At 64.2% G+C, this 23,987-nt stretch carries 12 protein-coding genes and 2 pseudogenes; 12 read left to right on the top strand and 2 right to left on the bottom strand.

Going from position 1 to position 23,987, the window contains the following annotated elements:
- Positions 1-183 precede the first annotated feature (183 nt).
- The 4 genes from xseA to pcaF all read left to right on the top strand — a co-directional run bounded on the left by xseA (position 184) and on the right by pcaF (position 5,100).
- Positions 184-1,557: an exodeoxyribonuclease VII large subunit gene (gene xseA / locus CAL28_RS18215; RefSeq protein WP_094842681.1), complete on the top strand. Its 1,374-nt coding sequence runs from the start codon at positions 184-186 to the stop codon at positions 1,555-1,557.
- Between the two features lie 92 nt (positions 1,558-1,649).
- Positions 1,650-2,228: a superoxide dismutase [Fe] gene (gene sodB, locus CAL28_RS18210; protein ID WP_094842680.1), complete on the top strand. Its 579-nt coding sequence runs from the start codon at positions 1,650-1,652 to the stop codon at positions 2,226-2,228.
- A 153-nt stretch (positions 2,229-2,381) separates the two neighbouring features.
- On the top strand, positions 2,382-3,800 hold the full coding sequence (locus tag CAL28_RS18205) for a chloride channel protein (RefSeq protein ID WP_094842679.1): 1,419 nt from the start codon (positions 2,382-2,384) through the stop codon (positions 3,798-3,800).
- A 94-nt stretch (positions 3,801-3,894) separates the two neighbouring features.
- Positions 3,895-5,100 carry a 3-oxoadipyl-CoA thiolase gene (gene pcaF, locus CAL28_RS18200; protein WP_094842678.1) on the top strand — a complete coding sequence of 402 codons (1,206 nt, stop codon included), beginning with the start codon at positions 3,895-3,897 and terminating at the stop codon, positions 5,098-5,100.
- Positions 5,101-5,236: 136 nt separating this feature from the next.
- On the opposite strand, the gene CAL28_RS18195 is transcribed toward pcaF, so the two are convergent.
- The gene (locus CAL28_RS18195) at positions 5,237-5,743 is read right to left on the bottom strand and encodes a DUF192 domain-containing protein (RefSeq protein ID WP_094842677.1); all 507 of its coding nucleotides are present in this window, start codon (positions 5,741-5,743) and stop codon (positions 5,237-5,239) included.
- Positions 5,744-5,838: 95 nt separating this feature from the next.
- Positions 5,839-6,084: a cold-shock protein gene (locus tag CAL28_RS18190; RefSeq protein WP_006220277.1), complete on the bottom strand. Its 246-nt coding sequence runs from the start codon at positions 6,082-6,084 to the stop codon at positions 5,839-5,841.
- Between the two features lie 223 nt (positions 6,085-6,307).
- On the opposite strand from CAL28_RS18190, the gene clpS reads away from it, so the two are divergent.
- From clpS to putA, 8 genes and pseudogenes are all read left to right on the top strand, one after another.
- Complete coding sequence (clpS, locus tag CAL28_RS18185; RefSeq protein ID WP_094842676.1) at positions 6,308-6,622, top strand: ATP-dependent Clp protease adapter ClpS; 315 nt, start codon at positions 6,308-6,310, stop codon at positions 6,620-6,622.
- A 128-nt stretch (positions 6,623-6,750) separates the two neighbouring features.
- Positions 6,751-11,921, top strand: a pseudogene (locus CAL28_RS18180) (alpha-2-macroglobulin family protein).
- 2 nt (positions 11,922-11,923) lie between these two features.
- Positions 11,924-14,176, top strand: coding sequence for a penicillin-binding protein 1C (gene pbpC, locus CAL28_RS18175; protein WP_440588441.1), 2,253 nt, complete (start codon positions 11,924-11,926; stop codon positions 14,174-14,176).
- Between the two features lie 55 nt (positions 14,177-14,231).
- On the top strand, positions 14,232-16,535 hold the full coding sequence (gene clpA / locus CAL28_RS18170) for an ATP-dependent Clp protease ATP-binding subunit ClpA (RefSeq protein WP_176464035.1): 2,304 nt from the start codon (positions 14,232-14,234) through the stop codon (positions 16,533-16,535).
- Positions 16,535-17,881, top strand: a complete 1,347-nt coding sequence (locus tag CAL28_RS18165; protein ID WP_094842673.1) for a paraquat-inducible protein A — start codon at positions 16,535-16,537, stop codon at positions 17,879-17,881. The genes clpA and CAL28_RS18165 overlap by 1 nt, the downstream gene beginning before the upstream one ends.
- 12 nt (positions 17,882-17,893) lie before the next feature.
- Positions 17,894-19,591 carry a PqiB family protein gene (locus tag CAL28_RS18160; protein WP_094842672.1) on the top strand — a complete coding sequence of 566 codons (1,698 nt, stop codon included), beginning with the start codon at positions 17,894-17,896 and terminating at the stop codon, positions 19,589-19,591.
- The gene (locus CAL28_RS18155; protein ID WP_094842671.1) at positions 19,588-20,250 is read left to right on the top strand and encodes a PqiC family protein; all 663 of its coding nucleotides are present in this window, start codon (positions 19,588-19,590) and stop codon (positions 20,248-20,250) included. Before CAL28_RS18160 ends, CAL28_RS18155 begins: the two co-directional genes overlap by 4 nt.
- Positions 20,251-20,424: 174 nt before the next feature.
- Positions 20,425-23,929: pseudogene (putA, locus tag CAL28_RS18150) on the top strand (trifunctional transcriptional regulator/proline dehydrogenase/L-glutamate gamma-semialdehyde dehydrogenase); the annotation flags it as partial.
- Between the last annotated feature and the right edge of the window lie 58 nt (positions 23,930-23,987).

The raw sequence follows: 23,987 nt of genomic DNA, 5'->3' as shown, positions 1-23,987 counted from the left end.
GCGGGGAATCTTCGGCAAGCCCTTGTTGAGGGCAACTGGGCTGTAAAGCTGTTTATTCTTATATATCAATGGCTTGCGAGCGTGTTTTAAAGCGGAAACCGACGCAGCGTAAGAAAAGGCCCTTGGAGGGGGCTTCCCCATGGATTTTCGCGCCCTGTGGACAGATTTCGCCCGGAAAGCCTTATGACAGTTGAATTTCAAGTTAAAGACGCCGTGTTTTCGGGCGATGTCGTCACGGTCGGACAGTTGAATCAGGCCGTTGGCCAGGTCCTGGAACGCAATATCCCGATGCTTTGGGTTCGCGGCGAAATCTCCAATTTCACCCAGGCGGCATCGGGGCATTGGTACTTCACGCTCAAGGACAGCCGGGCGGCCGTCCGCGCCGTGATGTTCCGCGGGCGCGCCATGGCGGTCGGTTTCGTGCCCCGGGCTGGCGACAGAGTCGAGGTGCGGGCGCGTGTCGGCCTGTACGAACCGCGCGGCGATTACCAGTTGCAGGTGGAGGCCATGCGGCGCGCCGGCCTGGGCGATCTCTTCGAAGCGTTTCTCCGCCTGAAGCAGAAGCTGGAATCCGAAGGGCTCTTCCTGCCGGACCGCAAGCGCGTCCCCGTGGCGCAGCCCCGGGCCATCGGGGTGGTGACTTCCCTGCGCGCGGCGGCGCTGCGCGATGTCCTGTCGGCCCTGGCACGGCGTGCGCCCCATGTACCGGTCATCCTCTATCCGGCGCCGGTACAGGGTGCCGACGCTGCCCCCCGGCTGATCGCGGCGATCGCGGCGGCGAACCGGCGTGCCGAGGTCGATACCTTGCTGCTGGTACGTGGCGGGGGCAGTATCGAGGACCTTTGGAGTTTCAACGACGAGGGACTGGCCCGTGCCGTGGCGGCAAGCGCGATTCCGGTCATCAGCGGCGTGGGCCACGAAACGGATTTCACCATCGTCGACTTCGTTTCCGACCTGCGCGCGCCCACGCCGACGGCTGCGGCCGAACTGGCGTGCGTGCCGCGCCTGGAACTCTACAACCGTGTCATGCAATTGGCCGGCTTCCTGGTGCGCGCGCAGGAACGGCGCCTGGAACGCCTGGCACAGCGACTGGACCGCGCCGCCGGCCAATTGGCCTCGCCCGGCCAGCGGTTGGCCCACCAGCGTGAGCGCCTGGTGACCTTGCGGCACCGGCTGGTCAATGCCTGGGCTGGGCCGCAGGCACGCCGGCGGGCGCGCATCGATCTGCTCCTGGCCAAAGTGCTGCACCGCGGTCCCGACCTGAATCGCGCGACGGACCGGGTGGAGGATCGCATCCGGCGCTTGCGGCGGGCGCAGATCCGCCTGCTGGAGCATCGCCGCGCGCGCCTGGACGCCCTGGCCTCGCAGTTGCGTGCCTTCGATCCGCAACACGTGCTCGCGCGTGGCTATGCGCTTGTCAGGGACGATCGCGGTCATGTGGTTCGCGACGCCGGGTCCCTGGCCGCCGGCCAGGTACTGGCCGTGCTGTTCAGCCAGGGCGGCGCGGACGTCTCCGTGCTCGCCGCGCGGCCCGCCGGTCGCGATGCGGCGTCTTAATCCCGTCTGACGGCAGGGGTTAATGCGTCCGCGAAGAAAGTGCCGATACAATGGTCGGCTCGATCGTGCTCTCAACAAAGAAGGAACCCGATATGGCACATACGCTACCCCCCCTGCCGTACCCGATGGATGCCCTGCAACCGCACATCTCCAAGGAAACGCTGGAGTTCCACTATGGCAAGCACCATCAGACTTACGTTACAAACCTGAATAACCTCATCCCGGGCACGGAGTTCGAGAACGCCTCGCTGGAAGACATCGTCAAGAAGTCCTCGGGCGGCATTTTCAATAACGCCGCGCAGGTGTGGAACCACACCTTCTACTGGAACAGCCTCAAGCCGCAAGGCGGCGGCGCGCCCAGCGGCAAGCTGGCCGATGCCATCAATGCCAAGTGGGGCAGCTTCGACGCTTTCAAGGAAGCGTTCAACAAGTCGGCCGCCGGCAACTTCGGTTCTGGCTGGACCTGGCTGGTGAAGAAGGGCGACGGCTCGGTCGACATCGTCAACACCAGCAATGCCGCCACCCCGCTCACGACCGCGGACAAGCCCTTGCTGACCTGTGACGTGTGGGAACACGCCTATTACATCGACTACCGCAATGCCCGTCCCAAGTACCTGGAAAACTTCTGGAGCCTGGTGAACTGGGATTTCGCGGCCAAGAATTTCGGCTGATCACCCGCTAGCCCGCAAAGGGCCGCCGCCATTGCGCGGCGGCCCTTTGTTTTTTGTTTAAACTCCTATCGGAATTCCCGTCGCCGCGTCTCGGAATAGCCCGGCGGATGGTGGTATGGTTACGCCCTTGTCCCGTCCCATCGCCCCGTTTCCATGTCCGAATCTTCGCCGTCGCCTCTGCGAGGCTGGTCCACGCATCTTCGTCGCATCGTTCGGCGCAAGCTGCACCAGGCTTCCAGGCTATCTCGCAAATCGGTGGAACTGGCCTTGTTGCTGGGCGGCGCTGCCCTGGTTTCGCTGGTCTCCCTGGGCTTCGCGCAGCTGGCCGACCTGGCGCTGAAATGGAATGCCGCCTGGATCGCCCGGTCGGCCTGGCTATCTTTCATCCTGCTGCCTTTCGGACTGGCGGCCATCCGCTGGCTGACCTTGCGCCTGGCGCCGAATGCTTCGGGCAGCGGGATTCCGCAGGTCATCGGCGCGCTTTCCTTACCGCCAGGTGCCGGGCAATACAGTCTCGTCTCGCTCCGCCAGACCGTCTGGAAGATCCCGTTGACGTTTCTCGGCTTGCTGACAGGAGCGTCCATTGGCCGCGAGGGGCCGTCGGTGCAGGTTGGGGCAGCGCTGATGCTGGCATGGGGGCGCTTCTGGAAGAACCGCCGGTTGCCATTGCGGTCCTTCCACAACAACGAGCTGATCGCGGCCGGTGCCGCGGGGGGGCTGGCCGCTGCCTTCAACGCGCCATTGGCCGGCGTTATCTTCGCCATCGAGGAATTGGGGCGCAGCACCGTGCTGCGCTGGGAGCGCTTGGTCCTGATAGGCGTTCTGGCATCGGGCTTCATGGTTGTCGCGCTGGCCGGCAACAACCCGTATTTCGGCGTATTTGGCGGCGGCACGCTGACGCACATGGTCGGCTGGGTATTGCTATGCGGTGTGGTCAACGGCGCGGTGGGCGGCATATTCGGACGCTTGCTCGGCAAGGGCCCAACCGTGCTGGTTCCTGCCCGCTGGCGTTCCACCGTCAGGTCGCATCCGATCGCGACGGCTTTCGTGTTGGGTATCGCCCTGGCGGCGTTGGGCCTCTTCATGGGCGGGACGACCTACGGCACAGGTTACGGCGCGGCCGCGCAATTGCTGGCGGGAGATCCGTTGGAGCAGCACGGCTTCGGACTGGCCAAGGTGGCGGCTACCCTGGCATCGTACTGGGCGGGTATTCCGGGGGGCATATTCACGCCGGCACTGACCGCCGGCGCCGGTATAGGGGAATCCGTTTGGCGCCTGATGGATGGCGCGGTGGACCAGCGGGTGCTGGTACTCATGTCCATGGCGGCTTTTCTGGCCGCCGCCACGCAGGCGCCACTCACTGCCAGCGTGGTGGTCATGGAAATGACCGGCAGCCAACCCATGCTCTTCTGGCTGCTCCTGGCCTCGCTCTCGGCATCTCTGGTGTCGCGCCAGTTCTGCCCCCAGGCGTTCTACCATCTGGCTGGGGGGCGATTCCGCCGTCAGGCCATCGTAGAGGCCGGACGGGCCGCCAAGGCCTCGTCGACGGCGAAAGGCGCGTCCGCGCCCTAGACGCCGTCCATGCCATGGACAAGCCTTGGCAATGGCGCCAAGGTCCAAAATGGACTGGGATACCATTCCGCTTCGCACTTTTCGAGAGCCAGCCATGACCGAGCACGCCTACATTTGTGACGCCATCCGTACTCCTTTCGGCCGCTATGGCGGTGCATTGTCATCCGTCCGCGCGGACGACCTGGCCGCCGTACCGATCAAGGCCTTGATGGCGCGCAATGCGGGCGTGCAGTGGCACGAGCTTGACGATGTCATTTTCGGCTGCGCCAACCAGGCGGGCGAGGATAACCGCAACGTGGCCCGGATGGGGCTTCTGCTGGCCGGGTTGCCTGTCGAAGTCCCCGGCGCCACGGTCAATCGCTTGTGCGGGTCCGGGCTCGATGCCCTGGGCAGCGCCGCGCGGGCGATACGCGCGGGCGAGGCCGGCCTGATGCTGGCGGGTGGCGTCGAAAGCATGAGCCGCGCGCCTTTCGTCATGGGCAAGGCCGAGACGGCATTCTCGCGCAACGCCGCGATCTACGACACCACCATAGGCTGGCGCTTCGTCAATAAGCTGATGAAGGCGCAGTACGGCGTGGACTCCATGCCGGAGACCGCTGAGAACGTGGCGACCGAATTCAAGGTCAACCGCGAGGACCAGGACCGCTTCGCTCTGGCCAGCCAGGAAAAGGCCGTGAAGGCGCAGCAATCCGGCTACTTCGATACCGAATTGACTCCCGTATCCGTGCCGCAGAAAAAGGGCGACCCCGTTCTGGTAGACAAGGACGAGCATCCCCGCGAAACCAGCATGGAAGCGCTGAGCCGCCTGAAAGGGGTGGTCCGCGAAGGCGGGACCGTGACGGCCGGCAACGCCTCGGGCGTCAATGACGGAGCAGCGGCGCTGCTGCTTGCCGGCGAAGGCGCATTGCGCCGGCACGGCCTGACACCGCGCGCGCGCGTCGTCGGTATGGCCACGGCCGGCGTGCCGCCGCGCATCATGGGAATCGGTCCGGTGCCCGCCACGCGCAAGGTGCTGGCGCTGACCGGCTTGAAGCTGGACCAGATCGATGTCATCGAACTGAACGAAGCCTTCGCCGCGCAGGGCATTGCCGTGCTGCGCGAATTGGGTATCGGCGAGGGCGATCCGCGGGTCAATCCGAACGGCGGTGCCATTGCCCTGGGGCACCCGTTGGGCGCCAGCGGCGCCCGTCTGGCCACCACGGCCGTCAACCAGTTGGAGCGCACCGGTGGCCGATACGCCCTGTGCACCATGTGCATCGGAGTCGGCCAGGGTATCGCCGTGATTCTGGAACGGGTCTGAAAGACGGGCGACGGTTATGTCCGCCGCCTGCCCTGTTTACCTTGCGGTATTATCCTTTCAGATTAACCGTGATTATCATTATCAATAAAGCGAGCATCGCCGCTCGCTTTTTTATTATGTATTCTTCTCCATACAATTAAGGCAGGCCGTCGATTTTCTTGCCCGTGGTGATTCCGTGGTCCGCAAACCAGCCCTGGGCCATTTCCAGCGCGTATCGGACGGGTTTGCGCGAGCAGTGGGTATCGTCCGTTTCGGGGGCCATGTCGTCGATATTGACGATCGTGCCGTCGTCGGCGATGAAGGCTATCGATAGCGGAAGGGGAGTGTTATGCATCCAGAAACACTGTTTATCGGGCCGCTCGAACACGAACAGCATGCCGTCGTTGCCTTCCAGCCGCTTGCGGAACATCAAGCCCCGTTCGCGGGTCTCGTCGGTATTGGCGACCTCGGCCTGGATGATGTGGATGCCAGCCGACAGCTGGGTTTTCGGCAGCGGGGGCTGCGCTTCGGTGAAACCCTGGGAGCGGGCCATCCCCGGCAGGACCGCGACGGCGAGGGTAGCGGCGGCGAGAAGGGTGCGCAGGGCCGCGCGGCTTCTCCTGGACTTGATTTGAGCTTGCAGCAAGACAGCACCGTTATGCATGATGAGTACGAAAGCAGTACACAAAAAAGGCGGGGCGTCAGCCGCCCCGCCTTCGTATGGTACTCGAAGACGCCTACAACGCCACGACTGATCGCTCAGGCCGCGGTAATGTTCAAAGCCTGCTTGCCCTTGGGTCCTTGGATGATCTCGAATGCCACCTTTTGGCCCTCTTTAAGGGTCTTGAACCCGTTCATCTGGATAGACGAGAAGTGCGCGAACAAGTCTTCACCGCCGTCGTCGGGAGTGATGAAACCGAATCCCTTGGCGTCGTTGAACCACTTCACGGTCCCCGTAGATTTTGGGTTGTCCCCTTGGACAGCGGTTGCGGTCGTATCAGACATGCGGACTGCCTCTTGAATCATATGTTGACAGAAGGGCTCCCCGGCCGTGCCGTCTCCCCCCCTTTTTTTCCAAGGCTAACAAGCAGTTGAAAGCACTCAGAATTCTTCGATAATGCGCCGTTTTTCTTTCGCGCGTCAAGTATGGAAACTACGCATTTCGACATGTAAAAATACGCCGATTTCCATACCCGGTTTTCTACCGTTAAATAAAATAGCCGCCGCTATGAGCACAAGCACGGATACTCAGCATGATCTTGTCGTGGAGAAGGAGAGCGCGCGAACCGCGCCGCCCCCCATGTACCAGGTCGTATTGCTGAATGATGATTACACCCCGATGGAATTCGTCGTCGCGGTGCTGCAGAAATTTTTCGGCAAAAGCGAAGAAGAGGCCACCAGAATCATGCTGCAGGTACACCACGAGGGCCGCGGCGTATGCGGGGTCTATCCGCGGGATATCGCGGCGACCCGCGTCGCACAGGTGGCGCAACACGCGCGTGCCAAGCAGCATCCCTTGCAGTGCGTGATGGAACCTCTTTGACGGCCTGCCTGGCCGGACTCGGCCGACAGGGCAATATGTAAAGCAATAAGCAATAAAGTTGGCAGGTCTGTACGTGCCCGTGGGGAAGCGGGCCGGGGCTGCTTCAGTCGGCATTTGGGAGAGGGGGTATCGTGGAGCAGCGCAAGCGCGCCGGCCGTTTGGCGGGCGTGGCCATCGTGGCCGTCGTAGTCGTTCTGATCGCCATATGGCTGGCGCATCGATTTTCCGTACCGCCGGATACCCCGGTCAACGCCGTTGCTTCGTCCGGCACAGCGCCCGCGCCGGCCAGCGCCGCGGTGGCCGCCTCCGACCCCTTCGCGGGACTGAGCTGCGGCGCCCGGCAATACCAAGGCAGTCTCGCCCTGGCCGTCACGCTTACCCAGCCGGTCGATCGCAAGGGCGACCTGGGACGCCACCTGCAGGTCATCGACGGCGGGGCGGCCAAGACGGCAGGTCAAGCGAGCGATGAAACCGCGGCCCAGGCCGCGTCCGCGGCCACCCATGCCGTCGAAGCGGGCGATGTCACCGCATCCGGCAAGCCGGTACAGGGCAATTGGGTGGTCGGCGACAACCCTCGCGTCATTTACTTTCCCTACATCTTGCCTCAGCGCCGCTATACCGTCAGGCTGGGTGCCGGACTGCCCGCCGGGGATGGATCCTCGTTGCGTGAGCCCGCCCATTGCCAGCTGGTTACCGATGCGATGCCGCCTGCGTTCTACTTTGCCAGCCGCGGGGTTGTGCTGCCAGCCGGGCAGAACGGTGGTTTGCCGGTGGCTACGGTCAATGTGCCGGAGGTCGACGTGCAATTCCTTCGAGTCGCTCCGGAACACGTGTCGGCGTTTTTCGATCTGCTGGCCGGCAATCGCGCAAGGTCCGGTGGCGACGCGGACGACGATGCGGAAAGTGGCGGCTACGTCGACTCGGTGTCGTTGAAGGGCGCGGTCGGTGCCTGGGATCTGGATCGTTTGAAATCCATCGCCGAAAGCGTGTACCAGGGCCGCTTCCTGACCGACGATAAGCCGAACCGCCGCCATGTCACTTTCCTTCCCGTCGAGAACATCAAGGAGTTGCAGGACGCGGGCATTTACGTCGCCGTTATGAGCGAGCCGGGGCGCTTCCGGACGGAATACCAGACCACCTACTTTTACGTCAGCGATATCGGCTTGCACGCCAGGCGCTATGAGGGGCGCATCGAAGCGTTTTCGGTGTCGCTGCGATCGGGGGAGCCCATTGCCGGCGATACCGTGGAATTGCTGGACGGCGGCGGCAGGACTCTGGCGAAGGCGACGGCCGACGCGCAGGGGCATGTACGCTTCGACGGGGACTATCAACGGGCCAGCGTGCTGCGCGCCATGCGCGGCAAGGAGATGACGGTTTTGTCGCTGGCCGATCCGGCGCTGGATTTATCCGAGTTCGATGTGGGCGGCCTGCCGGCCGTCAACAACAGCATATTCGTGTACGCCGGGCGGGACCTGTACCGGCCCGGGGAAACGCTGCAGGTGTCGGTGCTGCCGCGCGATGCGGATGGCCGTCCGCTGGCCGCTTCGCCGTTGACCGCGACATTGAAACGGCCCGACGGGCGCGTCGTCCAGAGTGCGTTATGGCGGCCCGATCCTTCGGTGCAAGGCTACGTCAGGCACGCCATTGATTTGCCCCCGATGCGCAGACCGGCACATGGATGCTGGAGCTGCGGGTCGATCCTTCGGTGCGTAATGCCGATGCGACCTGGGCTTTCCATCTGGAGGAATTCCTTCCCGAACGCATGAAGCTGCTGTTGAGCGCGCCGGAAGGCGTGATGCCCGCGGGCAAGTCCTTGCGGGTGGCGGTACAGGGAGACTATCTGTATGGCGCGCCTGCCGCGGGCAACCGGCTGCTTTCCAGTTTTACCGTTAAACGGGATCGTCAGGCGCTGCCGGCACAATGGCCCGGTTTCATTTTCGGCGACGTCGCCGACGATAGCCTGCGCCATTACGAGGAGCTTCCCGAGTCGCAACTGGATGACCAGGGCAAAGGCCGGATCGATGTCGATCTGTCGGGACAGAAGGCCGCCTCGCCGCTGCAAGTCCGCGTTCAGGCCAGCTTGCTGGAGTCCGGAGGGCGTCCGGTCGTCCGTTCCTTGACGCGGTCGATCTGGCCCGCGCCCATGCTGATCGCGGTCCGCCCGCTTTTCGACGGCGATGTGGCCCAGGAAAATACCCCTGCGGGCTTCGAGGCGGTGCGGGTCGATGCGGAGGGCAAGATCAGGCCCCTGGGCCAGGCGCAGGTTCGTTTGTACCGGGAAGAGCGACAGTACTACTGGCGCTACGACGAGCAGCGGGGCTGGAACAGCGGCTATACCGAAACCGAGGAGCTTGCGGACTCCCGCTCCTTGCCCCTGAGCGGACGCGAAACGTTCAATGTGCCCGTCGGCTATGGCCGGTATCGGCTGGAGATCTCCGATTCCGAAACCGGGCAGACCCTGCGCTACCGGTTCTACGCGGGCTGGGGCGCGCAGGGCGAAGAGGCCGCCGGGAACCGGCCGGACCGCGTGCGCATGAAGGTCGAAGGCCTGCCCGCCAAGCCGGGCGATACCGTCCGCCTGACGTTGACGCCGCCGCATGATGGTCATGCCCTGATTACCGTGGAAGGCGATCGCATGCTGTGGTCGAAGTGGATAGACGCGAAGGCCACCGGCACCGAAGTCGACATACCGGTGGACCCCGCCTGGAAGCGCCACGATCTTTACCTCGGTGCGGTGGTCTTTCGTCCGGGCAGCCAGGGCGATCGCGTGACGCCGGCGCGCGCGGTCGGGCTGGCGCCCTTGCCGTTGGATACCTCGGCTCGCAAGCTGGACGTACACCTGCAGGCGCCGTCGAAAGTCCGCCCGGAGGCACGCACTACCGTCAAGGTCAAGATCGACGGCGCCGCCGATACCAAGGCGACGGTAACGTTGTCCGCGGTCGACGTCGGCATCCTGAACATAGACCGCTATGCGACGCCGGACCCGTATGGCTTTTTCTTCGGCAAGCATCGTTATGCTCCCGACCTGCTCGACATGTACGGCAAACTGATCGAGAAGATGGATGGCACGAAAGGGCGCCTGAAATGGGGCGGCGATGCGGCGATGCGCGGAGATACGCGTCCGCTGCCCAAGAAGGTCAAATTGGTGGACCTGTTCTCCGGCCCCGTAACACTGGACGCCAAGGGCGAAGCCGAGATCCCATTGGATGTGCCGGATTTCAACGGAACCTTGCGTTTGATGGCGGTTGCCTTCACCGCGGACCGATATGGCAGCGCGGACGCCGAGATGGTGGTCGCCGCACCGGTGGTGGCCGAGCTCAGTACGCCACGTTTCATAACGCCGGGGGACCGCGCGGCGATCGCGCTTGACGTCACGAATCTTAGCGGCGCGACGCAAACGTTTTCCGTATCGCTGCAGGCGCGCGATCCCCTGTCGATTGCCGACGGAGAGCGCACGGTCACGCTGAAAAACCAGCAGCGCACGACTCTGCGCTACACCGCCACGACCACGGGATCGTATGGCCTGGGCTTGTTGCGTTTGTCCGTGTCCGGCCAGGGTGGCGCGGACGCCGTCCACATCGTGCGCGAATCGGTGCTCCAGGTCGAGCCCGCGCAGGCGCCCGAGCGTCAGGTGCGCCGCCTGCGGTTGATGCCGGGCGACAGCAGGCGCCTGGATGCCGCATGGGTAGCGGGGTATTACCCCGACTCCATCACCGCCAGCCTGACCGTGTCCGATCGTCCGCCGTTCAATGTGCAGCGGATCGTCGGCAACCTGCTGACATATCCCTATGGGTGCACGGAGCAGACCATCAGCGCGGCATTGCCTTGGCTGTTGATGGACGCGGATAGCGCGCGCCTGTATGGCGTGAAGGATTTCTCGCCGGCGGCACGCCAGGACAGGGTGGACAGGGCACTGCAGCGCTTGTCCGGCATGCGCGGTTCCAGCGGCGCCTATTCGCTATGGGGCGGACCGGCGGGGGCGCGCGACGTTTGGCTGACGGCGTATGCCGTCGGCTTTTTGCAGGACGTCCGCGACCGCGGGTTCAGCGTACCCGAGACCGTGCTGGATCGCTCGCGCGGCTGGCTGTTGGAGCAGGTGCAGCGAGCGCCTTCCGGCTTCGGCGTCTGGTCCGCGCAACTGCGCGCGGCGGTGCAGAACGGCCGTATCCCGGCGGACGCCCACAGCGTGCTGCGCGACGATCACCGTCGCTTCGCCGGCCTGGCCGCAGCATCGCTGGTGCTTGCTCGCGACGGCAAGGCGCCGCTGGCCACGGTACGCCAGTTATTCGACAACTACCAGGCGCGCGCGCGTTCGCCGCTGCCTTTGGTCCAGCTTGCCGCCGCCTTCAAACTGATGGGGGACGCCGACCGGGCGCGTGCGGCGCTGGACGCGGCCATGAGCCGTCCATACGGTTTCGGCACCATGTCCGGCGGCGTGGATGAGTGGATGGGTGACTATGGCAGCGCGGTACGCGACCTTGCCTTGTCCTATGCGCTGATGGGGCAATACGATCTGCAGCACCCGCGCCGGGAAGTCCTGATGACGGAACTCGCCGCGCGCCTGGGGGGGCGATCGTATTTCTCGACGCAGGAAGAAATGGCGCTGCTGATGGCCGCGCGCGCGGCCAAGGGCGGCGCGCCCGGAGCCTGGGAAGCCACCCTGTCCAGGGGCGCCGGCCGCACGGTACTGCAAGGAAGCGAGGACCGTACCGTAACCCTCCAGCCCGGCGATATCGATGGCATGCAGCTGTCCAATACCGGCGCGCGGCCTGTGTACGCGGAAATCGACATACAGGGGACGGCCGACCATCCGCCGGCACCGCGCGATGGCGTCATCCGTTTGCAGCGGCAATGGTATCGGCCGGACGGCAAGGCCTGGGACGGTGGCACGCTGCAGACCGGCGATATCCTGGTCGCGTGGATACGCGCGGACGCGAGCCAGGCCATTCCCGACGGCCTGATTACCGACCGCGTGCCGGCGGGCCTGGAGGTCGAGAACCTGAACCTGTCGCAGAATCCGGATATGAACGATTGGACCATCGCCCAACATCGCGTGGCCGACGCGTTGTCCGATCCCCGCATCAAGCACACGGAGTTCCGCGATGATCGCTACGTCGCCGCGGTGTCCCTGGGGCAGGGGCCGGTCGACATTTTCTATCTGCTGCGCGTGGTGACGCCCGGCCGGTACGCGGTGCCGTCGACCGTGGGCGAGGACATGTATCGTCCGGAGGTCCAGGGTGTCGGTGCGTCATGGGGCGATATCGAAATCCGCGATCGCGGCGCGCCGCCACAGCCATGACGATGGTCCCCGAAGCGAAGGTTCCGCGCGGAAGAAAAAACCGCCGCGCGCGTACCCTCGCTGCTGCGCTGGTGGCGGGTTTCGTCCTGCTGGCATGCGTGTGCGCACTCGTGTTGGATCGCCTGTATCCTCTGCCACCGCCTTATGCGGACGGTGCCGTTGTGGTCACCGCAGCCGACGGCACGCCGTTGCGCAACTACCCCAGCCGGGACGGGATCTGGCGCTATCCCGTTCAGCCGGGAGATGTTTCTCCCCTGTACCTGCAGACACTATTGACCTACGAGGACCGCTGGTTCCGCTGGCATCCCGGCATCAATCCCGTCGCGATGGCGCGCGCGGCGGCCCAGTGGCTGTTGTCCGGCCACATCGTGTCCGGCGGTTCGACGCTGACGATGCAGGTGGCGCGTCTGATCGATCCCGCGCTCGCCGGCCATCCATCCCGCACCCTGGGTGCCAAAGCCCGCCAGGCGCTGCGGGCCCTGCAGCTGGAACTCCACTACAGCAAGGACGAGATCCTTGCGATGTATCTCAGCCGGGCGCCCATGGGCGGCATCGTGCAGGGGGTCGAGATGGCTTCCCGGCTTTGGCTGGGCAAGTCCGCGCGCGATCTCAGCGCCGGCGAGTCCGCACTGTTGACGGCCTTGCCGCAGTCGCCGTCGCTGCTGCGTCCCGACCGCAACCCGGAACTGGCCCGCTCCGCCCGCGATAAGGTGCTGGATCGCATGGCGGCGCTGGGACGCTGGACCCCCGGCCAGGTGGCCGACGCCAAGATGGAACCGGTCATGGCGCCGCCATTGCGTGCGCATTGGCTGGCGCCGCTCGCGGCGCAGCGCCTGTTGCGCGAGGCGAAGGCCGGGTCCACCGTATCCTGCCCCACGTGCATGGGATCGGCCGCCGGATCTCCCGCCCGGCCGGGAACGCAGCGTATCGCGTCCACCATCGATGCCGAACTGCAGGCACGCGTGGAACAACTGCTGCTGGATCGCGTCGATGCGTTGCCGCCCAAGGTTTCCATGGCGGTGCTTGTCATGGATAACGATAGCCTCGCCATTCGTGCGTATGCCGGATCGGCCGACTATACCGACAATACCCGTTATGCCCACGTGGACATGGTCGCGGCGGTGCGCTCGCCCGGGTCTACACTGAAGCCGTTCCTGTATGGTTTGGCATTGGACGATGGCCTGATTCATTCGGAAAGCCTGCTGATGGACGTTCCGATTTCGTTCGGCGGTTATGCGCCGGGCAATTTCCAGGCGGCATTCTCGGGTCCGGTCAGCGTTGCGCAAGCATTGCAACGCTCGCTCAACGTACCGGCGGTGGACTTGCTGGATCGTGTCGGACCGGCGCATTTTGCTTCGGTTATGCTTAGCGGTGGCGTTCGTCTGCGCATGCCGGCGGGGGCTTCGCCGAATCTAAGCTTGATTTTGGGCGGTGGTGGCACCACCTTGGAAGAACTGGTGGGCGCATACCGTGCCCTGGCGCGCGACGGCCTGGCCGGCCATCCGCGGCTCGATCCGGCCGAACCCTTGCTGGAGTCCCGCATGATCAGCGCGGGCGCGGCATGGATAGTGCGCGATATCCTCGAAGGCGGAGGCCATCCGGACCGGCCGTTTCACCAAAGCGGTGCGCCAGGCAAGGCATTGGCCTGGAAGACGGGCACGAGTTTCGGGTTTCGTGACGCCTGGGCAGTCGGGGTGACGGACAATTGGACGATCGGCGTTTGGGTGGGCCGGCCCGATGGCACGCCGAATCCGGGGTTTTTTGGCGCCAACGTCGCCGCGCCATTATTGCGGGACGTGGTCGCCGCACTGCCCGACGGGCCGGCGCGTGCGCGTATCCGGCCGCCCAGCGTGCAATCCGTGGTCATCTGCTGGCCGCTGGGGGTGCGACGGGAAAGCGTGGAGGCCAAAATGTGTCCGGAACCGCGTGCGGCGTGGGCTTTGAACAACACTGTCCCACCCTCGTTCGCGGGTTATGCGGATCCGGGCCAGGCACCCTTGCGGGTGGTGGGCCTGGCGCAGGGCGCGGTTCTGAGGCCTTTGCCGGGACGGCGTCTTATCGCGTTCGACGTAGACGCGATGGGGGCGCAAGGTGAGGTATGGTGGATGCTGGACGGCCGGGTGCTGGGACAGGCGCGGGCGGATCATCCGTTTACGGTGTCGTTGGGGCGCGCCGGTCGGTATACGCTTACGGTAATGGACAGCCGGGGCCGTTACGACCGGATCGAATTTGAAATCGCTGGCGTTACGCCCTGATAGGCATAGAATATGAATTGTGTTTTTGTCCGCTTCGATGCGTTATGGAGGAAGCGTGATTTCCCAAGAGCTTGAAGTTAGCCTGCATATGGCATTCGTCGAGGCCCGTTCGGCCCGGCACGAATTTATTACAGTAGAGCATCTACTGTTATCGCTGCTCGACAACGCTTCCGCGGTGGAAGTGCTGCGCGCTTGCGCCGCCAATCTCGACGACCTGCGTCGCAATCTGCGTCAGTTCGTGAACGAGAACACGCCTGTCATTCCCAGCGGCGCCGAGGTGGACACCCAGCCGACGCTGGGCTTCCAGCGTGTCATTCAGCGCGCGATCATGCATGTTTCGGCCGGCGGCAGCGGCAAGAAGCCCGTGACCGGCGCGAATGTGCTGGTGGCGATTTTCGGCGAGAAGGATTCGCACGCGGTGTATTACCTGCAGCAGCAGGGGGTGACGCGCCTGGACGTGGTCAACTTCCTGTCGCACGGGATCACCAAGCAGCCGCAAGTCGAATCGGCCGCCTCGCAAAAGGAACAGCAGCCCAATCCCGAGGAACAGGGCGAGTCCCGCCAGTCGCCGTTGGACCAGTATGCGACGGACCTGAACGCCGCTGCCCTTGCGGGCCGCATCGATCCGCTGATTGGCCGCGAATCCGAAGTCGAACGCGTTATCCAGGTTCTCTGCCGGCGCCGCAAGAACAATCCTTTGCTGGTGGGCGAAGCGGGCGTGGGCAAGACCGCGATCGCGGAAGGCCTTGCCTGGCGCATCACCCGTGGCGAAGTGCCGGAAATTCTGCAGGCAGCCCAGGTTTATGCGTTGGATATGGGCGCGTTGCTGGCCGGGACCAAATACCGCGGCGATTTCGAACAGCGCCTGAAGGGCGTGCTCAAGCAATTGCGCGGCAATCCCGATGCGATTCTGTTCATCGACGAAATCCATACCCTGATCGGCGCGGGCTCCGCGTCGGGCGGGACGCTGGATGCCTCGAATCTGCTCAAGCCGGCGTTGTCGTCCGGCCAGCTCAAGTGCATCGGCGCGACCACCTACACGGAATATCGTGGGGTCTTCGAAAAAGACCACGCCTTGTCGCGCCGCTTCCAGAAGATCGATGTCAGCGAACCCAGCGTCGAACAAACTGTGCAGATTCTGCGTGGCTTGAAGACCCGTTTCGAAGAACACCATAATGTCCGCTATTCGGCCGCGGCGCTGTTGGCGGCCGCCGAGTTGTCGGCGCGCCATATCAACGATCGCCATCTGCCGGACAAGGCCATCGATGTGATCGACGAAGCGGGTGCCGCGCAGCGCCTGCTGCCTCGTTCGCGCCAGAAGAAGGTGATCGGCAAGGTCGATATCGAGAATATCGTCTCGAAGATCGCCCGCATTCCGCCGCAATCCGTATCCAACGACGATCGCAGCAAGCTGGCCACGCTGGATCGCGATCTGAAGACGGTAGTGTTCGGGCAGGACAACGCCATCGAGGCTCTTTCCGCCTCGATCAAAATGGCGCGTTCCGGTCTGGGCAAGCCCGAGAAACCGATCGGTGCTTTCCTGTTCTCCGGCCCGACCGGCGTGGGCAAGACCGAAGTAGCGCGCCAGCTGGCATTCACCATGGGTGTGGAGCTGCTGCGCTTCGATATGTCCGAATACATGGAACGGCACGCGGTGTCGCGCCTGATCGGCGCCCCGCCGGGATATGTCGGCTTCGACCAGGGCGGTCTCCTGACCGAAGCGATCACCAAGCAGCCGCACTGTGTGCTGCTGCTCGATGAAATCGAAAAGGCGCACCCGGACGTTTTCAACATCCTGCTGCAGGTCATGGACCACGGCACGTTGACGGACAACAACGGACGCAAGGCCGATTTCCGCAATGTCATCCTGATCATGACCACGAACGCCGGCGCGGAAACGTTGAACCGTCCGTCGATCGGCTTCAACAATGCGCGGGTGGTGGGCGACGAGATGGCGGAGATCCGCCGGATGTTCACTCCGGAATTCCGCAACCGTCTGGATGCCATCATCCCCTTCGCACCGCTTTCGCGCGAAATCATCCTGCGCGTGGTCGACAAGTTCCTGATGCAGCTGGAAGACCAGTTGCATGAGCGCCGCGTCGACGCCGTTTTCACGGAAGCCTTGCGCGATCATCTCGCGAAAGAGGGGTTCGATCCGCTCATGGGTGCACGTCCGATGCAGCGCCTGATCCAGGACACGATACGCCGCGCCCTGGCCGACGAGCTGTTGTTCGGCAAACTGGTCGATGGCGGCTCGGTCACGGTGGATCTCGATCAGGAGGGCAAGGTGTCACTTACCTTCGGTGATAAGCCGGCTTCGGACGCGCCGGATGCGCAGGAAGTCGCGCTGGCGGAGTAATGGCGTCGACATCGCCTCTTATCTCCTGCGAGCATTGCGGCACGATCTACCGCCGCCAGGAGCTGAGGCCAGGTGAACAGGCTTCCTGCAGTCGCTGCGGCTCGGTGCTGTGGCGCTACAGTGGCCTTCATCCCTCGGGGTGGCTTGCGCTTGCGCTCGCCGCCCTGATTGTTTTCATCATCGCCAATGCCTATCCTGTCGCCATCATGCGCGTGCAGGGTATGGTGCAGGCGGCCTCATTGCCGGAGGCGGTTCTCGTCACGTGGCGGCAGGGTCATGAGGTCGTTGCGGTCATGACCGGCCTGGCCGGGCTGGTCCTCCCATTGCTGCAACTGGTATTGCTGGTCTGGGTGCTTTACCCCCTCTCGACGGGCGCCCGTCCTCCCGCCTTCGCTTCCTCTACCCGTATGTTGCGCCTGCTCGCGCCGTGGAGCATGGTCCCGGTATTCGTGTTGGGCGTGCTTGTCGCTGTCGTAAAGCTGGCCGGGATGGCGTCGGTGTCGCCCGGGGTCGGGCTGGCCGGTTTTGCCCTGTTGACCATATTATTGACCACGCTGGGCCGTCTTTCTTCGCAATCGCTCTGGCATTATGCGGAGCGGGCAGGGGCCGTGGATCTGCATATTCCTCATACCCGCCCGGGCGATGCATTGGCCGGGTGCCATGTGTGCGGGCAGGTACAGGCTTTGCCTCGCGCGCATCCGGATTCGCCGCATCGCTGCGTTCGGTGCGACAGCCCGCTGCATCTGCGTAAACCGGATCACTTGGCCAGGACCTGGGCGTTGCTCATCGCGGCGGCGATTCTTTATATTCCGGCCAATGTCCTGCCCGTCATGAATATCGAGTCGATTTTCGGCGACAGCGGGCACACGATACTGGGCGGTGTGATCGAACTGTGGCAAACCGGCTCGTGGGATATCGCCTTGATTGTCTTCGTCGCCAGCGTGATGGTGCCGCTGACCAAGCTGCTGGCGCTTGCCGTGCTGGCATGGAAGGTGCAGCGGGGCAGCGCGACGGGGCTGCGTCAGCGCACGCGTTTGTACGGTATGGTGGAGTTCATCGGTCAATGGTCGATGCTGGACGTATTTGTCGTCATCCTGCTGGCCGCGCTCGCGCATTTCCAGGGCTTGATGACTATCAGCGCTGGGGCTGGGGCCGGCGCTTTTGGTACGGTTGTCATTTTGACCATGCTGGCCGCAATGAGCTTCGATCCGCGGTACGGTTGGGATATGGCCGCCGATGAGGCCGATCATGCGACGCCGTTGTCGCCCCGGGTTGCCCACCCGGCGGCCAATCCGCCGTCGGCCATGCAGGCCTTGGGCAATGCGATCCACAAACAAGAGGAATAAGGAAGCAGCTGTATGTCAGACCCAGCATCGTCCGGAGACAACCCAGGGATCCGGACTCCGGAGGTCACCCGGCGCAAGCGCCGTATTTCCTGGATCTGGCTAGTACCATTCGTCGCCGCGGTCGCCGGGCTCTCCCTGGTTGCCAAGACGTGGTGGGAATCCGGACCTACCGTCACCATCACCTTCAAGACGGCGGAGGGCCTGGAAGTCGGCAAGACCCAGGTCCGTTACAAGGACGTCAATATCGGCACGGTGCGCAGCATCCATCTCAGCGAAGACCGGTCCCAGGTGATCGTCAAGGCGGATCTGGTCAAGGAGGCTGCCAGCATCGCGCGGGAAGGCACGCAATTCTGGGTCGTGCGGCCGCGCCTGGGCCTTAGCGGCGTTTCCGGTCTCGGTACGTTGCTCTCCGGCGCTTATATCGGTGTGGATGCCAAGAATGGCAAGGACGCGACAAAGTCGGCGTCGGATGAAGAAAAAACGGAGTTCGTCGGACTGGAGACACCGCCTGAAGTCACCCACGACCGGCCGGGCAAGCGGTTCACGGTGCGGGCCATGGATCTGGGGTCCCTGGACGTGGGCTCGCCGGTCTATTACCGGCGCATCAGTGTGGGGCAGGTGATCGGATACCAATTGGACCCTACCGGCAAGTTCGTGAACATCCAGTTGTTCGTCGATGCGCCCAACGACAAGTTCGTGACTACCGATACGCACTTCTGGAATGCCAGCGGTGTGGATTTCACCCTTAACGCCGATGGCCTGAAGGTACGCACGCAGTCCCTGCTGTCCGTGGCCGTGGGCGGCATCGCCTTCGGCCAGCCGGATGATGACACGACGGAAACACCGGCCAAGGCGGATACGGTGTTTACGCTATACGGCACGGAGGCCGCCGCCCAGGCGAAGCAGGACGGGGAGCCGTTCCCCATCGTCATGCGCTTCGACCAATCGATACGCGGCCTGAGCGTGGGTGCGCCCATCGATTTCAATGGTGTGGTGCTGGGGCAGGTGGACTCCATCAGTATGGATTTCGACCGCGCGTCGAAGCGCTTCTTCGCGCTTGTCCATGCCAATCTGTACCCCCAGCGGCTCGGGGCTGTCTTTGATCGGGTGCGCGAATATTCCGAGCGAGAGGATAAAAAGGCCGGCGGGGAAGGCACCACACACCCGGGTGGCCGTCTGTTGGGCTCCATGGTGCAGCACGGATTGCGGGCACAGCTGCGCAGTTCGAATCTGTTGACCGGCCAGCTGTATGTCGCGCTGGATGTGTTTCCGAACGCCAAGCCGGTGGCATTCGAGATGTCCACACCGGCGAGGATTCCGACGCAGCCTGGGAACCTGGACCAATTGCAGCAACAGATCGCCAATGTCGCGGCCAAGCTGGACAAGATCCCGTTCGACAAAATAGGCACGGATTTGCAGCAGACGCTGGCGAATACCGCGCGCCTGACGGCACGCCTGGACAAGCAGCTCGCTCCGCAGGCGGAGGCATTGCTCAAACAAGCCAACAAATCCCTCGCCGATTTGGGTAATCTGTTGGCTCCGGATTCGCCCTTGCCGCTCAACGCGCAGAATGCGATGGACGAGCTATCGAGGGCGGCGCGCTCGCTGCGGGCGCTGGCTGACTATCTTCAGACCAATCCGGAGGCCCTGCTACGCGGTCGTGGGCCGGATCCGTTGCCCAACTACGGTAATACCAGGAGCCCACGATGAACTCGACGATTCGACGCGTGCTCACACCGGCGGTACTTGGGGCCGCGCTGGCCGGGTGCTCTACTTCTCCCCCGGTGCATTACTACACTCTGCTTAGGCCGGATGCCGGCCAGGAGTCGCGCGCGGCGGCCCCGTCGGATGGCGGCAAGCCGCCTTTCCTGCTGGATGTCCTGCCTGTCACCGTGCCGCCGCAGGCCGATCAGCCCCAGATCATGCTGCGCGAAGCCGACGGCGTGGTCGCGGCGTATTACTCCGATCGCTGGACGGCTCCCCTTTCCGACGAAATCCGTGGCGCCTTGTCCTATAACCTGGTGCGCGATCTGGGCGTGGTCGATGTGCAATCCATTAACGCGCCCGCCAACGCGGCTGTGTGGCGAGTCCAACTGGATGTGCAGCGCTTCGATGCGACGGCGCATGGCGAGGCGGTACTGGATGCGACCTGGCGGGTGCGGCCTTTGAACCTGCCGGGCCAGACGCTGCTGTGCCGCAGTGTGATTCACGTTCCCCTGGATGGCGCTACGCCCGCGCGTGCGGTGGCCGCGCAGCAGAGGGCGACCGCCGATTTGGCGGCGACCATCGCCAGCGGTATCCGGGCGGGAGGAGCCCGCGCCCAGGCCGGCAGCGAGGCGGTGCAACTCAAGGGCTGCGATGTCGGCTGAATGATCGCTGGAATGGAGGCTGGCCCGACGGTCTCCACTCGAGAGAAGTGCTGAGGAAACCTAGGGTTAACCTTAATACTCGGTTAGGTGTAACCCGCCTACTATCGCGGTGAACCTCCGCCTTGGGCGAGGTCTATCCAGCCCTTTTCAAGAAATAGCGAGTATCAAGCCAGCATGGGCACTACCACTCTTGGCGTCAAAGTCGACGAAACGTTGCGCGACCGTCTGAAGGACGCGGCATCCAAACTGAAGTGCACGCCGCATTGGCTGCACAAGCAAGCCATTGTGGCTTATCTCGACCGTATCGAGCGTGGTCAGTTGCCGGCTGAAATTGCGCACTTCACCGGGGGAGAGGGACCCGCCGAAGAGCCCGAGCTGCAACCGCAGGCCCAGGTGCCGCCTTTTTTCGAGTTCGGTCAGGACGTGCAGTCGCAATCCGTCTTGCGCGCGGCCATCACCGCGGCCTATCGGCGACCCGAGCCGGAATGCGTTCCGCTCCTGCTGGGACAGGCGCGGATGCCCAACCCGGAAAAAATCCACGCCATGGCGGCCAGCCTGGTGCGGGCCCTGCGGGAAAAACGTACCGGCGGCGGGGTGGAAGGGCTGATCCAGGAGTTTTCCCTGTCCAGCCAGGAGGGCGTGGCCCTGATGTGCCTGGCCGAAGCCCTGCTGCGCATCCCGGATCGTGCCACGCGCGATGCCCTGATCCGCGACAAGGTGGCGCGGGGAGACTGGCGCTCGCACGTCGGCGAATCGCCTTCGCTGTTCGTGAATGCCGCGACGTGGGGCCTGATGCTTACCGGCAAGCTGGTGGCGGTGAACAGCGAACAATCCCTTTCGCGCGCCTTGACACGTCTCATCGGCAAGGGCGGCGAGCCCCTGATCCGCAAGGGTGTGAACATCGCCATGCGCATGATGGGCGAGCAGTTCGTGTCCGGCCAGACCATATCGGAGGCCCTGGCCAATAATCGCAAAATGGAAGCCAAGGGCTTCAGCTATTCCTACGACATGCTGGGCGAGGCGGCGACCACATCGGCGGACGCCGACCGCTACTTTGCGTCGTACGAGCAGGCCATCCATGCCATCGGCAAGGCGGCCGCGGGACGGGGCATCTACCAGGGGCCCGGCATTTCCATCAAGCTCTCGGCCTTGCATCCGCGGTATTCGCGCGCACAGCGCGACCGTGTCATGGCGGAGCTGCTGCCGCGCGTGCAGTCGCTGACGCGCCTGGCGCGCGGCTACGACATCGGTCTGAACATCGATGCGGAAGAAGCGGACCGCCTCGAAATTTCACTGGATCTGCTGGAAGCGCTGTGCTTCGACCCGGAGCTGGAAGGCTGGAACGGTATCGGCTTCGTGATCCAGGCCTACCAGAAGCGCGCGCCGTTCGTTATCGACTACGTCATCGATCTGGCGCGCCGCAGCCGCCATCGCCTGATGATACGGCTGGTCAAGGGCGCGTATTGGGATAGCGAGATCAAGCGGGCGCAGGTGGACGGCCTGGAGGGTTACCCGGTCTATACGCGCAAGGTCTATACGGACGTGGCATACCTGGCCTGCGCGCGTAAGCTGCTGGGCGCGCCCGAAGCGGTCTTCCCGCAATTCGCCACCCATAATGCCTATACCCTTGCCGCGATCTACCAGCTGGCGGGGCAGAACTACTATCCGGGCCAGTACGAGTTCCAGTGCCTGCACGGCATGGGCGAGTCGCTGTACGAGGAAGTGGTGGGCCCCGTGGCGCAGGGCAAGCTGAATCGTCCCTGCCGCATTTATGCGCCCGTCGGCACCCACGAAACGCTGCTGGCTTATCTGGTTCGCCGGCTGCTGGAGAACGGCGCCAATACGTCCTTCGTGAACCGCATCGGCGACCACAGCATATCGATCGACGAATTGATCGAAGACCCGGTGGAAGCGGCGTCGGCGATCGTCCCGCTGGGGGCGCCTCACGAGAAAATCCCGCTGCCGCGCGAGCTTTACGGCAGCATTCGCTCGGGCGCGCGCGCCAATTCGCAAGGGCTCGACCTCAGCAACGAACACCGCCTGGCATCGCTGTCCGCCGCCTTGCTTTCCAGCACGGCGACGGCCTGGCGCGCCTATCCCACGGTCGGGCCGAATGCATGGGATGACGCGCGTGCCGTACCCGTGCGCAACCCCGCGGACCACCGCGATATCGTCGGCCATGTCGTCGAGGCCTCCGAAGCCGAGACGCAGGAGGCGCTGCGCCGTGCGGGGCAGGGCGCGTCGATCTGGCAGTCCACGCCGGTGACCGAGCGCGCGCTGTGCCTGCGCCGCGCCGCGCAGATGCTGGAAGAGCAGATGCAAACACTGCTCGGGCTCATTGTGCGGGAAGCGGGGAAATCCTTGCCGAACGCGATTGCCGAAGTGCGTGAAGCCGTCGATTTCCTGCGCTATTACGCCGAACAGGCCGAGCGCGAGTTCGATAATGCCACTCATCGCCCGCTGGGGCCGGTGCTGTGTATCAGTCCCTGGAATTTCCCCTTGGCCATTTTCACCGGCCAGGTGGCCGCGGCGCTGGCCGCGGGCAATGCGGTGATCGCCAAGCCGGCCGAACAGACCCCGCTGATCGCGGCACGGGCCGTCGACATCCTGCGTGCGGCGGGCGTGCCCGAGGACGCGGTGCAACTGCTTCCCGGCCGTGGCGAGACCGTCGGCGCGGCGCTGGTGGCCAGTCCCGATATCCGGGGCGTGCTATTCACCGGGTCCACCGATGTGGCGCGCCTGATTGCGCGCAGTCTGGCCGATCGCCTGGATGATGCCGGCCATACCATTCCGCTGATCGCCGAAACGGGCGGCCAGAACGCGATGGTGGTGGACTCTTCCGCGCTGACCGAGCAAGTCGTCTACGACGTACTGACTTCGGCTTTCGATTCCGCCGGTCAACGCTGTTCGGCGCTGCGCGTGCTGTGCGTCCAGCAGGACAGTGCCGACCGCGTGCTGGAAATGCTGCGTGGTGCCATGGCCGAGTTGCGGGTCGGCAATCCGGACCACCTGTCGACGGATGTCGGCCCGGTCATCGACAACGAGGCAAGGGAAGGCATACAACGCCATATCGAAGGCATGCGTACCGCCGGCAAGCCGGTCACGCAGATTCCGCTATCTCCGGCCTGCCGCAATGGCACTTTCGTCGCGCCCACCTTGATCGAAATCGGCAGCGTGCGCGAGCTCAAGCGTGAAGTGTTCGGACCGGTACTGCACGTCGTGCGCTACAAGCGGGATCAACTGGACAACCTGCTGGAAGACATCAATTCCACGGGATACGGCCTGACCTTCGGCGTCCACACGCGGATCGACGAAACCATCGGCCACGTCACGTCCCGGGTGCATGCCGGCAATATGTACGTCAATCGCAATATCGTCGGCGCGGTGGTGGGCGTGCAGCCCTTCGGCGGCGAGGGGCTGTCGGGCACCGGTCCCAAGGCCGGAGGGCCGCTGTATCTGTACAGGCTGTTGTCGCTGCGTCCTTCGCAGTTGCCGGTAGGTGGCGGGGCTTCCGCGATGCCCATTGTCCTGACATTGCCCGGCCCCACCGGTGAAGCCAATACCTACCGGCTGGAGCCCCGTGGCACGGTGCTTTGTGTGGCGTCCTCCGAACAAGGCGCGCGCGCACAGTGGGCGGCGGCCCAGGCGACGGGTAATCGGGTGCTGTTCGCCGATGGCGGCGTTTCCCGCCAATTCGTCCAGGGCCTGCCGCCCGCCCAGCGCGATGGCGTGGCCTT

Source organism: Bordetella genomosp. 11 (assembly GCF_002261215.1).
GTDB lineage: Bacteria > Pseudomonadota > Gammaproteobacteria > Burkholderiales > Burkholderiaceae_B > Bordetella_C.
This window is presented reverse-complemented; position numbering and strand designations above follow the sequence as displayed.